Origin of the sequence: Spiroplasma sp. Moj (genome assembly GCF_016082285.1) — a bacterium.
GTDB classification, from domain to species: domain Bacteria; phylum Bacillota_I; class Bacilli_A; order Mycoplasmatales; family Mycoplasmataceae; genus Spiroplasma; species Spiroplasma phoeniceum.
Genome location: NZ_MQTY02000018.1, coordinates 1 through 13,625 on the forward strand (window position 1 = coordinate 1; position 13,625 = coordinate 13,625).

15 protein-coding genes, 4 tRNA genes and 1 pseudogene are annotated in these 13,625 nt (G+C 27.6%); 2 read left to right on the forward strand and 18 right to left on the reverse strand.

Annotation, left to right across the window (positions count from 1 at the left end; all coding sequences use genetic code 4):
* Positions 1-836: 836 nt before the first annotated feature.
* The 5 genes and pseudogenes from BST80_RS01610 to BST80_RS01630 form a co-directional block, all read right to left on the reverse strand.
* Positions 837-1,901: a hypothetical protein gene (locus tag BST80_RS01610; protein WP_415745666.1), complete on the reverse strand. Its 1,065-nt coding sequence runs from the start codon at positions 1,899-1,901 to the stop codon at positions 837-839.
* A gap of 40 nt (positions 1,902-1,941) precedes the next feature.
* Positions 1,942-2,964: a nicotinate phosphoribosyltransferase gene (locus tag BST80_RS01615; protein WP_415745667.1), complete on the reverse strand. Its 1,023-nt coding sequence runs from the start codon at positions 2,962-2,964 to the stop codon at positions 1,942-1,944.
* Complete coding sequence (gene ytpR, locus BST80_RS01620) at positions 2,951-3,577, reverse strand: YtpR family tRNA-binding protein (protein ID WP_415745668.1); 627 nt, start codon at positions 3,575-3,577, stop codon at positions 2,951-2,953. Before ytpR ends, BST80_RS01615 begins: the two co-directional genes overlap by 14 nt.
* Before the next feature lie 2 nt (positions 3,578-3,579).
* The gene (locus tag BST80_RS01625) at positions 3,580-3,705 is read right to left on the reverse strand and encodes a hypothetical protein (RefSeq protein ID WP_415745669.1); all 126 of its coding nucleotides are present in this window, start codon (positions 3,703-3,705) and stop codon (positions 3,580-3,582) included.
* A 21-nt stretch (positions 3,706-3,726) separates the two neighbouring features.
* Positions 3,727-4,581 (reverse strand): annotated as a pseudogene (locus BST80_RS01630) (M42 family peptidase).
* A 217-nt stretch (positions 4,582-4,798) separates the two neighbouring features.
* On the opposite strand from BST80_RS01630, the gene BST80_RS01635 reads away from it, so the two are divergent.
* On the forward strand, positions 4,799-5,641 hold the full coding sequence (locus BST80_RS01635; RefSeq protein ID WP_415745670.1) for a DegV family protein: 843 nt from the start codon (positions 4,799-4,801) through the stop codon (positions 5,639-5,641).
* A gap of 15 nt (positions 5,642-5,656) precedes the next feature.
* On the forward strand, positions 5,657-6,514 hold the full coding sequence (locus tag BST80_RS01640) for a DegV family protein (protein ID WP_415745671.1): 858 nt from the start codon (positions 5,657-5,659) through the stop codon (positions 6,512-6,514).
* Between the two features lie 55 nt (positions 6,515-6,569).
* On the opposite strand, the gene BST80_RS01645 is transcribed toward BST80_RS01640, so the two are convergent.
* The 13 genes from BST80_RS01645 to BST80_RS01705 form a co-directional block, all read right to left on the reverse strand.
* Positions 6,570-6,662, reverse strand: a tRNA-Ser gene (locus BST80_RS01645).
* Positions 6,663-6,673: 11 nt separating this feature from the next.
* A tRNA-Trp gene (locus tag BST80_RS01650) sits at positions 6,674-6,748 on the reverse strand.
* Between the two features lie 81 nt (positions 6,749-6,829).
* Positions 6,830-6,905: transfer RNA gene (locus BST80_RS01655), tRNA-Trp, on the reverse strand.
* Positions 6,906-7,014: 109 nt separating this feature from the next.
* A complete protein-coding gene (locus BST80_RS01660; RefSeq protein ID WP_415745672.1) occupies positions 7,015-7,476 on the reverse strand; it encodes a Fur family transcriptional regulator in 462 nt (153 codons plus the stop codon).
* 14 nt (positions 7,477-7,490) lie between these two features.
* On the reverse strand, positions 7,491-7,715 hold the full coding sequence (locus BST80_RS01665; protein WP_415745673.1) for an acyl carrier protein: 225 nt from the start codon (positions 7,713-7,715) through the stop codon (positions 7,491-7,493).
* Between the two features lie 71 nt (positions 7,716-7,786).
* Entirely contained in the window at positions 7,787-8,347 is a 561-nt protein-coding gene (locus BST80_RS01670) for a hypothetical protein (RefSeq protein WP_415745674.1), read from the reverse strand.
* Between the two features lie 21 nt (positions 8,348-8,368).
* A complete protein-coding gene (locus tag BST80_RS01675) occupies positions 8,369-8,770 on the reverse strand; it encodes a hypothetical protein (protein ID WP_415745675.1) in 402 nt (133 codons plus the stop codon).
* 81 nt (positions 8,771-8,851) lie between these two features.
* Positions 8,852-9,076 (reverse strand): hypothetical protein, encoded by a 225-nt coding sequence (locus BST80_RS01680; protein WP_415745676.1) that lies wholly within the window; start codon positions 9,074-9,076, stop codon positions 8,852-8,854.
* Between the two features lie 93 nt (positions 9,077-9,169).
* Positions 9,170-9,526, reverse strand: coding sequence for a hypothetical protein (locus BST80_RS01685; protein ID WP_415745677.1), 357 nt, complete (start codon positions 9,524-9,526; stop codon positions 9,170-9,172).
* Positions 9,527-9,582: 56 nt separating this feature from the next.
* Positions 9,583-11,007, reverse strand: coding sequence for a proline--tRNA ligase (gene proS, locus BST80_RS01690; protein ID WP_415745678.1), 1,425 nt, complete (start codon positions 11,005-11,007; stop codon positions 9,583-9,585).
* A 3-nt stretch (positions 11,008-11,010) separates the two neighbouring features.
* A complete protein-coding gene (locus tag BST80_RS01695) occupies positions 11,011-11,697 on the reverse strand; it encodes an acetyltransferase (RefSeq protein ID WP_415745679.1) in 687 nt (228 codons plus the stop codon).
* Positions 11,698-11,756: 59 nt separating this feature from the next.
* Entirely contained in the window at positions 11,757-13,295 is a 1,539-nt protein-coding gene (cls, locus tag BST80_RS01700; RefSeq protein WP_415745680.1) for a cardiolipin synthase, read from the reverse strand.
* A gap of 115 nt (positions 13,296-13,410) precedes the next feature.
* Positions 13,411-13,501, reverse strand: a tRNA-Ser gene (locus BST80_RS01705).
* Positions 13,502-13,625: the final 124 nt, after the last annotated feature.

A 13,625-nucleotide genomic window follows, 5' to 3' on the forward strand; every position in this document is an offset into this window, starting at 1 on the left:
AGCTTTGCCACCTTTTTTAAATTTTTCTATTTCAGCAACCTTTAAAATATCTAACATTTTATTAAAAGTGGCTTGTTTTATTCCTGTTAATNAGAATAATTCTTTATCATTAATAAAATCAAATTTATCAAATTTCATAATTTTAGATTCCTATAATTTCTATTTTAAATATATTTTATAGGAATTTTAAAATAACTAGNTTATGCAAGAAGTCTANTAAACCAAAANTANNATTNCNNATGCGACAACCTATTAGGCTTATCAATAACATTAGCTTGGTTATTTAAATTATTGTGTGAAAACTCTTGATTATATTTAGCAACACGTTCTTGCTCATTTTTTGCACGACCTGAAACCATATAACTACGAATAATATCAACCAAAAATTTACCTTTAACACTTTCAAATAAATACTTTTTAACAAGAGATGTACCAAAAAATCCGTTAATAAAAACAACACGGGCAGTATCCTTGGGTGTTTCTTTAACCATTTCTCATATTTGGCTTTTTTCAGTTTCAAAATCACCATTTATATGTCTAATACCAAAAACAATACCTGCAATAGCTCCTGCTGTTGCTAAGACACCAAAAGTTGTTCCTCCGATTATTATTGTTTGTTTTTTTACTTTTCTATTCATTTAATTAATTCCTATATTTTTGTTAAATTATTTAAATATATGTGTTTTCATAATTGCATTCCTACTAATATTTTATAATATTTTTTAAATTATTTTTTTATAATAAAGGTTTTAACAAAAAAATTAGCAACAGTAAAATTGGTTGATTCCCCTATTCATTCTTTTAACCACCCTATCAGTTTTTAAAATTTTCCTTACCTATTCATTATTATTTTCATTATCCCTTTGAACATTATTAATTTGTGTTTTAATTCGTTCACGACGTTTTGCTTCTGCTTCCTTTGCTGTTTGCTCTTCAATTTCTAACATGCGTGATAAATAAGGATTACGATTAGTATGATATTCTTTAACGTGGTTCATATCTGGTTCAGAATCACTGTTTAGTAAATCATGCAATTTCTTATGATATCCTGATGCATTTTGTGATAATGGTTTCGGGCGACGAAGAAACTGATTATTTAAATTATTTTCTTGTAAATTAAGTAGCGTTTTAAATCTAACTGCTCCCGCTTTTGTTGAATTATGTTGGATTAATCGACGGCGTTGCTCTAATGGCATATATTCAGAAAAATTATCATCAATATGATAAACTTCAGCAACTGCATTGCGAATCTGTTCATTAATTTCTCTTTGCTCTTCAATTCCTTCAAACATTGCTGTTTGCTCATAATCATCAACATTATGTTGTGGCATTGGATTACGAATTTTTTCTTTAATTTGTTCTAATTCTACTTTTAACTCAGCTGTTCTATCGCCAAAAATATTTGTTCCACTTTTTCGTGGCTTTAATAAAAATGATACCGTTTGTGCTGTTGGTTCAGATAATTTATTTTTAGTTTTTAAAGTTGATGGAATAATTTCTTTATTTGTAACTGGATCATATTTTCGAAAATATGGTTCAATGTTAGTTTTATCAAAAGACGAAATTTTTTCTTCAGTAATATGAATTTTCGCTAACTCCGCCTTCTTCTCACTCACCCGCTGAGCAATAACATCCTCAATCGAAGTTATGGGATTAATTTCTTTTTGTTGTTTATATGAATGCGACATATTAACTTTAAATTCATCAGCACCATCTAATTTTTTTCCATATAAAGGTGAAATAACTTCACATAACGATGTTAAAGGAGATTTATTCTTATTATTTTCAATTGTAATTTTTTCGTTTTCATTTTGATATTGTTTTCGTTCCTGTTTTAAATGAGGATAAGCATCATCATGATTATAATAAGACTCTATTTTATGGTTTTTATTTTCACTCATCATGAAAACCCCCTTTATTTACATATATTTAAAACATTTCTTATTTTTTAACTAGTCGATTCGAAGCAATATTACTCCGCCCAACCTTTGCTTGATCAACACCATTTAATTGAACAGCATCACCAGTAAAGCCAATATTAATTTTTGCCAACGATTCACCAACACCATAAATATCAACAGGAACACCTTCTTTTTCAAAATCCTGGATTTTTTGAACATTAAATCCTGATGAAACAATAATTTTAATATGTTGATATCCTGCCTTATCTAGAGTTTGACGTAAAGCACGAATTAAGTGTTTATTAACACCATTAATTTCACTACTTGGATACTTATCTTCTTTTCCAAGAAAATATTTATCGATTAATGATTGAGAAGTATCAACACGAACTGCATATAAATTTGAAAATGCACGTGCTACTTGCAAAGTATCAGTAATAACATCATTATTATAATCAACTAAAGCCACTAATTTATCAGTTGAATAAAACTTTTGATAAGCTTTCAAAGCTGCAATTAAATCACCATTAAAAGCTTGGATTAAAGCATGCGGAACAGTGCCCATAGGCTCATAATTACCAACTAATTTTGTTACTTGTGCTGTTGTAACAAAATTAGTTATTCCACCAATTTTTGCAGCATAACCATCATTTTCTTGATTATAATAATAATCACTACGATCATTCATATATATCACTGGCTTATTATTAGTTGCTTGTAATACACGATAACAATTTGTTGCAATACTTGTTTGTCGTGCTAAAATACCATCAATAATACCTTCTAAATGGCCAAACTGATAATAGTGCCCAGTTACTTTTAAAACTGGTTCATTAGCTTGAATTAAATCGCCATCCGTTAAGGCAGTGATTTCTAAACTTTCCGCATTAAAAACTTCTGTTTTTAATAATTCAACACATTCATTAACGCCTGCTAGAATAACATTTTCTTCACGTTGAAAAAACTGCATTGTTATTAAATCATTTGGTTTTTCATTTTTTAAAATATTTGCTGTTTTTAAAAAATAAATTGCACTATAATACCCTGCCTTAATTTTGCCCATTATAATATTCCTTTCAAAAACTATTTCCCAGATGATATTGTTGCTTTGATAATAACATAATTTTTTTACCAATAATAGTAATTGGTAATCCCAATTCGCGTTCAGAACAAAGCATTCCATTTGAAATAATTCCTCGTAATTCACTAGGAACAATTTTTAAACCTGAAGGCATAATTGCCCCAACACGCGCAACAACAACCAATTTGCCAATATCACAATTATCAGCTCCACAAATAATTTGTTCAGTTGATAAACCAATGTCTACTTGACAAATATTTAATTTATCTGAATTAGGATGTTTTTTACGCTCAAGAATTTTACCAACAATAAATTGTGGTTGTTGATTAATATTAAAAGAATAATCTTTTTGTTTAAAAATACATCCTAACTCTGCTAATAAATCAGAATTATCACTATTAATTCCTAACTTCAAAGATGTTGTTAAATGTTTACTAGCATTTAACAAATTAAAACCACAACATTGGTGGCTTTTATTATAAAATAAAACATAATCATTATTAATAACATAATTAACTGCATCAGGTGTTGATTCATATCCCATTAAAACATCAAAGCCTTGATTATAAAATAAACCAATTGTTTTTGTTCCCATTTTTACTCCTTATTACTTCAATTAAATTCTTTAATTTTTGTTTCATCTAAATCTTCAATAATTGTTGTTACTAACTTAATTGTTTCATTAAAGTCATCTAAATCAATAATACCACTAATTGTATGCAAATTAAGGGCAATTAAACACGCTTAAATAGTTGGAATACCAGCTGTTGTTAAATGAACAGCTCCAGCATCAGTTCCTCCTGGCGAAATATAAAATTGATATTTTATTGCATGTTCTTTCATCAATTTAAGTTGATATTGAATTAAATCATAACGCGTAATATAGCCATTATCCATTCCACGTAACATTACACCTTGCCCTAATTGACCAAAAGTTGTTGTTGATTCATAATCTTGTCCTGGTGAAACATCAGTTACAATTGCAAAATCAGGATTAATTAATGCTGTCGCTGTTTTAGCACCGCGAGTTCCAACTTCTTCTTGCACACTAAAACCAACATATAAATCATAGTCTAATTGTTTATTTTTAACTTGTTCTAAAACTTCTAATCCTAAAATAACACCCATTCGGTTATCAATCGCTTTTGATAATAATCGTTTATCATTTAAGAAAACTGTTGAACCTTCACAAATTACAAAATTTCCTTTTCGAATTCCAACTTTATAGGCTTCTGCTTGTGAAGAAAAACCAAAATCAACTAACATATTAGCAATTGGCGTTGGTTTTAATCGAGCTTATGGTGATAACAAATGCGGTGCAATTGCTGAAATCGCACCAATCAAAAACGTTCCATCATCTTTTAATAACTTTACTCGTTTAGCTAATAATGTTTGTTCTCAAATACTTCCTAATGGATTAATACGAACTAAACCTTTACTATTAATTTGGCTAACCATAAAACCAACTTCATCACCATGTGCCATTAACATTACTTTTTTTGGATTTATAATTCCTTTTTGATTTCGAATTACAGCAAAGCAACTCCCTAAATTATCTTGAATTATTTCTGAAGTATATTTTTGATAATATTGTTTTAATAGTTTAACAACTTCTTGCTAACATCCAGATGGTCCAAATGCTTGTAAAATAGTCTCATACATTTTTTTCTGTTCAGTAGTAATTTTCATTGTTATCTTCCTTTCATCCTTGAAATTATTATATCAAAGTTTATAATTAATATATTGTTAAGACGTTAACAATACCTTAACTTAGATTCAATGATACTTAAGAGATAGAAATAAATGGAGGAAAAATATGTGCAAAGTTGCATTAATAATCGACTCATCGTCTGGAATTAAGAAAGACGATTTAAAAAAATATGAAGATACTTATTTATTACCATTATTACTAAATTTTCCAGATGGAAGTGAAGTGGAAGATGACGAAGATGTTATTTCATTTAATGAATTTTATGATATTTTAGAACATCAAGTTATCAAAACTAGTCAAATTCCAATGGGAAAAATGTTAAGTACTTGAAACGAATTGTTAAAAAAATATGATGGCATTGTTTTTATGGGATTATCAAAGGGGCTATCTGGTCAACATGAAAATATTTCAATGTTAGCTCAAGGCGATGAATATAAAAACAAAGTCTTTGTTATTGATACTGAAGGGGTAAGTCAACTGCTAGTATATATGATTGATCTAGTATATCAATGAATTGGAGAAGGAATTGAATTAACAAAAATTCAATCAAAACTTGATTTAATTAAAACAAAAGTTAGCTCCTTTATTATCCCAAAAAGTTTGGAAACTTTAAAACGCGGGGGTCGAATTACAGCGGCAGCGGCAGCTTTAGCATCGCTTTTGAAGATAACCCCTATTTTGAGATATGATGGTCGCATTGATAAATTTGATAAAACTAGAACATTTAAAAAAGCTGTTGAAACAGCTTTAGGACAAATAAAAAAAGAACGGCAAAATTGAAAAAACATTATTTTATTGCATTCAAAAACAGACGATGAAACATTAAAAGAAGTTTACAATATTATTGAAGACGCGGGTGCTAAAATTACTTCAACATACATTTTGCCAAATGTTATAGCAGCTCATACAGGAGCAAATACGGTTGTGCTAGTATGTTGAGATGAATAAAAGGAGGTACAACCAATGAGTAAAAAAATTGCAATCTTAACTGATTCATCAGCAGGTTTCACAACAGCAGAAATTAAACAATTAGGTATTCATGTTATTCCCTTACACATTATTTTAAATAATGAAGTTGATATCTTAGATACGGAAGAAGAAACAACAAAACATAATTTTTATGAAGTTGTTCAAACAGGAACAACAAAAACAAGTCAAGCATCAACTGGTGAATTAATGGTTAAATATGACGAAATTTTAAAAACATATGATGAAATTATTCATTATCCAATTGCTGAGAAACTTTCAAGCCAATATGCAACTGCTTATCTTTTAAGTCAAGATGAAAAATATCGTGGAAAAGTTCATGTTGTTCGTAATCATACAGCAGCTTTTGCTTTAAAAACATTAATAATTTATGCTAATGAATTAACAAAACAAAATCTTAGTGTCGAAGAAATTATTGCAAAAACAAATGAACTTGAGCAAAAAACATATATGGCAATGATTCCTGGTAGCTTAGATCGTTTATCAAAAGGTGGACGTGTTGGAAAAGTTTTATTATCATTAACTAACTTATTTAAAATTAAAATTTTAATTCAATGAGGAGAACATCCTAAAAAAATTGCCTTATCACGAACTTTAAATAATTTAATTGAAACTTTAGTTGAAACATGAGAAAAATTTAAAAAAACAGTTAAAATAAACTTTCAATTATTTGTTTTAAAAACAAGTGAATGTGCTAGCAAAGTTTGAGATAATGTTACACAAAAATTAAATGAATTAAAAGTTAATTACCACACCGAAAATTTAGCTAATATCTTTGTTGCACATGCAGGGTTAAACACAGTTGCTTTTGTTGCTGTTCCACAAATTAAATAAAAATGAAAAATCATTTCTAATATTAGAAATGATTTTTCATTTTTTCTTCATTAAATGGCGGAAGTAAAGAGATTCGAACTCTTGCATGGATCACTCCATCTAACGGTTTTCGAGACCGCCCCCTTCAACCAGACTTGGGTATACTTCCACTGTTTAAACTGGCAGGGGTGACAGGACTTGAACCCACAACGTACGGTGTTGGAGACCGCTGTTCTACCATTAAACTACACCCCTAAATCCTTTTTAAATCATAACATAATAAGATAAATATGGCAAAATAAAAAAGTATTTCCATACTTTCATCTTTTTATGTTATGGCAGGGGTAGCAGGACTTGAACCCACAACACCCGGATTTGAAGTCCGGTGTTCTACCGATTGAACTATACCCCTAACAAGATAAATTAAGCGCCTAAATTGGCACTTAACCATTTTAACAAAATAATAGAAAATAGCAAATAGCAAATAGCAAATAATTTTACTTATTTTCTTCATTGAAGTACTATTCAAATTGAAGTGGTTCATATTTTTTATTATGGCACTGATCACAGATTCCATGCCCTTCAATTTTAAAATGGACTGGTTCTCAATTAATATTTGTCATTACATCTTTTAAATTATCTAACTTAATTTCATGTAAAATATTCGTATCTTTAATATGAACAACATTTTTACAAATATCACAAACCATATGAAGGGATGGGTTTTCTGCTAAATCATATCAAATTTGTTTACCATCAAAAGAATTTGTAAAAACAATATGCTCACTAATTAATAAATCAATTGTGTTGTAAACTGACATTAAATTAACATTTTTAAATTCTTGTTCTAATAATGTTACAATTTCAGTTAAAGTTAAATGTTGCTTTTCTGATAAAATTTTAATAATTGCTAACCTAATTTCAGTAATTCGGTAACTTTTACTTTTTAATAACTGTACAATCCCGTCATATGATAATGCCATTGCCACCAGCTCCTTTATTTTTTAATTTCTTTAATAACTTCAACTAAATTTGCAACTGTTTTAATATCCATTAATTTATCATCTGGTATTTGAATTCCACATTTTTTCTCAGCCTCAATAACTAAATCCATCAAATCTAATGAATCTAATTCTAATGTTTTAAACTCCGTATTTAAATCAATTGGTTTAGAAATTCCACGTTCTTTTAAAACTTTTTTAATTTCATCTAGAACATTCATTTAAAATCCCTCACATTCTCTTAATAATTAATATAATTATAACAAGTTTAGCAATAAAATAATAGCATTCACTAGTGTAAGCTTTCTAATGTAAGCTTCCAAGCTTGATATAATTGTTGTTCATTATGATAATGATAGACAGTTATTGTTTTTGAATAACTAATTTTTTCATTACTATAATAGAAACTAAGATAACTTGTTGGATGATAAAAAAACATCATTTGCGAAATTCAACATTTTAAAAAATAATAATGAAAACGAATATTATCAAAATAATATTCACTATATACATAATTAATTTTTGTTCGTAATTTTCTAGGATCTAAAACAAATTTTTGTTCTGGTTGCAACTCAACATTCTCATTGTCTTTATTAAAAACACGTAAATTAACTTTAGGTTTATTATTACTAATTAAAATATTTTTATAAACATAAATAAAAATAGCACTTAAAAAAACTAACATTGAGAACAAAAAACCAAGAATAATAACTAATCTTTTATTAAAAATTTTTTCATCTGTAACTAATTTTTGCTCCACAAAAAAATCAAATTCAAATTGTGTTAATAAATCTTGGTTAAATTCTTTATTATAATAATTAGGTAATTGTTGAGTAACGATGCGATAAGTCATTGTTAAGCATTTAAACCAATTTTAATTAACAAAAAAAGTATTATTAACATTTATTTTAGGAATAATTGGTTTAAAAATAAAATTTTGAACAAGATTAAAATTAAATCGTTCTATTGTTGTAATAAAATTTATTTCGCTTTGTGCAAGAAAGGGATTAACAAGAAAATTATTTAAGGTTAAATTATTATTTGCTTCAATTTCAATTTGGTTTTTGTTTTGATTATAAACTGTATTTTCAACAAAAAAATGTTCATAAACCTTCTGCGCTGAATTATATTTTAAATAACCTTGTAAAATCTTAAAATTGTATTTTGTTTGTTTACTAATTATCATCGTTGTTGTTGGAATTAAAAGATGCTGATTATTAAAAAATGTTCATAATTTTGCTATTTTAGTATGAAAATCAATTGGAAAATCAATCATATCTAAAGAATTGAAAACACTTAAACCACGTAATGCAAATAAACTAGTTATTTTTACTCCATTTATTTTTGGTGGAATTAATTAAAAATAATTAGCAAAAATATCATAAAAAGTTTTAAATTTTTTTTGTTTTTCATCGTAATTTTTATATTGAAAGATTCCGAATAATTTTTTTGTTTGTTTAAGAAAGTCTTTCTTATAATTAAAATTTAAATAAAATTCTTGATAAGAATTTTTTGTTACTAAATCATTGTCCCGAAGATTAGGTGCATTAATAACTAAACTAATTTTATTTGTTTTATTCATATCAAAACACTGGGCTGGAATAATAACTTTTCCTCATTTTGAGTATTCCACTTGTGTTTGTGATATTTTTAAAATTGTTGAACTAGCGGTTGCTTATAATTCCGTTGTGATTTGACATTGTTTTTTATTATTAATATTTCAATATACTTTTAACATTGAAAAATTAAAATTAAATTGAAAAAAACGTTTTTTTAAAACATCAAGCAATTTGGTGTTTGGTTCGTGGTCAGTTTTATATGCTGTTGTTAATTCACCAGTTAAAGTAAACCATGATTTTAAATTGCCAATATTAGGACGAATATAAAAAGCATAGGCTTTACTATTATCACCATTATCAAAAGCAAATAAAGGAATTGTTAAATCTAATGCTAAATTAATTTTATTATTAGAAGCAAACTGAAAAGAATTATAAACTGCTAATGGCTCTTCAATAAAATTTTGATTAAACAAATAAAAACCTCCTTTACAATTGAAATTTATCAAAAATAAAAGAGATTTCCTTGTTATTAATAAGCTCGCGCAAAATAAACTAAATTAGTTGCTGGTTGTCCGCAATGAAAACAAGTTGTTTTTTTTGTTGGAACATCAAATGGAATACAACGTGATGTTGTTTGTGTTTCAGCTTTAATTGTATATTCGCACTCAATGCGACCACAAAACGGCACTAAAAATAAACCATTCATTTTTGCTAAAGTTTTTTTATACTCTGAATAATTATCGATTTTTTTTGTCCGTTGATGACGATTATCCAAAGCTCTTTGGTATAAATTTGTTGCAATTTGATCTAATAAATCAGAAACTACTTTTTCAACTTCTGTTCAGGAAACAGTAATTTTTTCAAAAGTATCACGCCGAGCAATTGTAACTTGTTGATGTGCTAAATCACGAGCTCCAATTTCAATTCACAATGGAATTCCCTTAATTTCCGCATTAGCTGCACGAAACCCAAAACCTTTGTCTGATTGATCAATTTCACAACGATATTTGTGTAATTTTTTTTGTAGTTGCTCAACTGCAAATAATTGCTCATCATTATCATTATTAATTGGTAAAATCATAATTTGAATTGGCGCAATTTGCGGTGGTAATACTAGTCCATTATCATCACTATGTGTCATAATAATCCCTCCTATCAAACGCGTTGAAACCCCTCACGATGTTGAGTAAGCATATTCTAAAGTATTTTTTTGATTTGAAAATTTAATATCAAATGCTTTAGAAAAATTTTGACCAAAATAATGACTAGTCCCACATTGTAAAGCTTGACCATCATACATTAATGATTCGATCGTATAAGTTTCTTCTGCTCCAGCAAATTTTTCACGTTCTGTTTTTTGCCCTTTAATCACAGGTAATAATAAAGTTTTTTCTGCAAAAGTAGCATAAATATCTAAAATTTTTAAAGTAAATTGCTGTGCTTCTTGTTTTGAACTATGAATTGTATGCCCCTCTTGTCATAAAAATTCACTTGTACGTAAAAACGGACGGGTCGTTTTTTCTCAACGTAAAACATTAACTCATTGATTATATAACAGTGGTAAATCATGATAACCTTGGATTTCTTTACTAAAAAAGGTTCCAAAAAGAATTTCTGATGTTGGTCGAATGTATAATTCTTCATCTAAGACTTTATCTCCAACTTTTGTTACTGTTGCAATTTCTGGTGAAAACCCTTCAATATGTTCTTTTTCTTTATTAAAAAGAGTTTTTGGAATTAGTAAAGGAAAATAAACATTTTTTACACCATTTTTTTTAAATTCAGCATCTAAAATTTTTTGAATATTTTCTCAAATTGCATATCCATAAGGTTTAAAAATAGTTGTTCCCTTGACTGGCCCATAGGCAATTAAATCAGCATTTAAAACAATATCAGTATATCATTGCGCAAAATCAACTTCACGCAGAGTAATTTTCTCTAACTTTCTCTTCATTCTTTACTTCTTTCTACCTTCTGTTAACACATTAGAAACATTTCCTTTTTCACCTTGAAAAATTTTAAGTTTTAAATTATTACTTTTAACATACATTTGAATTCGATTTAAATACTGATTATTTTTCATTAATATTCAGCGAATTGCTGTTGGTTTCACATCTTCAAAAACTTTTACACGGCGGGTTACATCATCATATTCTCAATCTTTTTTTGTTAAATGAAATAAATTTTGAATATCAATTGCAATCACAGTAATTTGACTTGGATCAACTTTTTGCTCTGCAATTCAACTTCAAAAATAATGTCGCGTTGAATTATCTAATTCAAACTCTAAATGATCAGGTTTTTCTAAATATGTTCAAACAATATATTCACTTTCTTTTGCCAAATGAATATTCTTAACTGGCTGTAGCCCAAATTCCAATTGCCGTAAAACATTACTAATATCAGTATAAAATAATAATGACTTAATTCGCTGGCGATTTAATTCTTTAATAATTTTGTGCGTTTTACGCCGTTTAAAACTAAAACCAGTTTTAATTTTACTATTATCATCTTCATCTTCAAACAAACTACTTTCTAAATTATCTGATGATGACAATGATTTTTCTTGTAATAAGTTATGCTTTTTTTCTGTTTGATGTTCCTTTTCTTTGTCCTCTTTATTTTTTAATTTATTAAATAGCATTATACCCCCTCCTTCACATATTAATTATACAAAAAATTATTCTTGATATTAGCATTAACTTATAAAATTGGTGCGACTAATTTTAAACATGTTAACAATAGTCGATAACTCAAGGGTTTATATTTAATTGGTCATTCCTGTCATAAAATTGAATGTTCATAATCTCATTCTCAACGAGGAATAAAGCTTGCGACTACCTCTGGATCATAAATAACTGCTGTTGTTTGATGGTCAGAAAAGAAACTACGGTAATCTAAATTACAAGTCCCAATCAGAGCAATATCATCATCAAAAATAGCAATTTTATTATGACTAAAAGTATTATTCATTTCATAAATTTTAACACCACTAGCAAATAAAGGTTTACAGTAACTTTTTGTTATATCTAAAACAAAAATTTTATCAGTCAAACCTGGAATTGTTAAACGAACATCAACTCCAGCACGTGCTGCAAGAATTAAAGCTTGAATAAGATCATCTGGTGGAATAAAATAAGGAGTTGATAATCAAACTCGTTTACGAGCTTTGTTAATTAATGAAATATATAGGTCTTTGGTAATGGAATGATCAATGCTAGGACTATGATTAACAATTTGTAAATGTGATTTACCCTTCATATTGTATTGTTTTGGTGTTAAAATGGCATGTTCTAAATCTGTGATTATTTCATGACGTTTAGTTGCAAAAAATCAGTCATCAGCAAAAATTACTTCCAAACCTCGAACCGCTTCACCTTCAATTCGTACTTGTATATCATGAAAAATTCCAAACTTTCATGATTTATCAGCATATAAATCGGCTAAATTAATTCCACCTGTATAACCAATTAAGCCATCAATAATAACATCTTTACGATGATTACGATAATTGGCATTCCCACTAATAAAAGGTGTAATAATTGGTAAATATTTATGAACTCGAACACCAGCTTTAATTAATTTTTTAATACTTTTTTTACTAATTTTAAAGTAACTACCAACATGGTCATAAATCATATAAACCCGAACACCAGCTGCAATTCGCTCTTTTAAAACTACTAAAAAAGATTCAAATAGTTCACCATCAGCAACAATAAAATAAGTTAATAAAATATATTGTTGTGCTTGTTGTAAATCTGTTAATAATGATTTAAAAACACGGGTCCCATTTGTAATTATTTTAATTTTATTATTTTGGTATAGTGGCTTATTCACATGCCGCATTAATAATTCAACAACATTCCCAAATTTTTGATTAGGAGCAGTATATTTTATTAAACATGTCTTATTTTTTTTACAATAAGTATCATATTCTAATTTATTTAAATGATTGTACAATAATGATTTTTTATTTGAATAATGGTATTTTCGACCAAAAAAAACATATGAACATAGACCAATAAATGGCACAAAATTAATAAAAATAATTCAAGAAAATTTAACTTCATAATGTCGTTTGGAAAAAAAGAAAAAAAATGAGAAAATTAAATCAATAATAACAATTCCTAAAAAAATATATAAGAATTTAACATTGAAAATAATAACGACAACAAGTAACCCCATAATCGCCATACCAAATAAAAAAATCATTGATAAAATAATTTTTAATCAATTTTTCATTATGCTTCCCCTTTATTGCACAATATTACTACTTTTATTATACCAATAATTTAAAAAGAGTTATAAAAATTATTTATAACTCTTTATTACTTTTTTTCGTTAAATGTAAATTAAATGGCGGAACAGGAGAGACTCGAACTCTCGCGCCGGTTACCCGACCTAACACCTTAGCAGGGTGCCCTCTTCACCAACTTGAGTACTGTTCCGTGGTGATACCCTATATATTATACAAAAGATATCATTTTAAACAAGAAAAAAAGATTATTTTTTTTTGTGAAAACCATATACATTTTAGACCACTGATTTAGTCTTTAAATTAGAATGGAGATT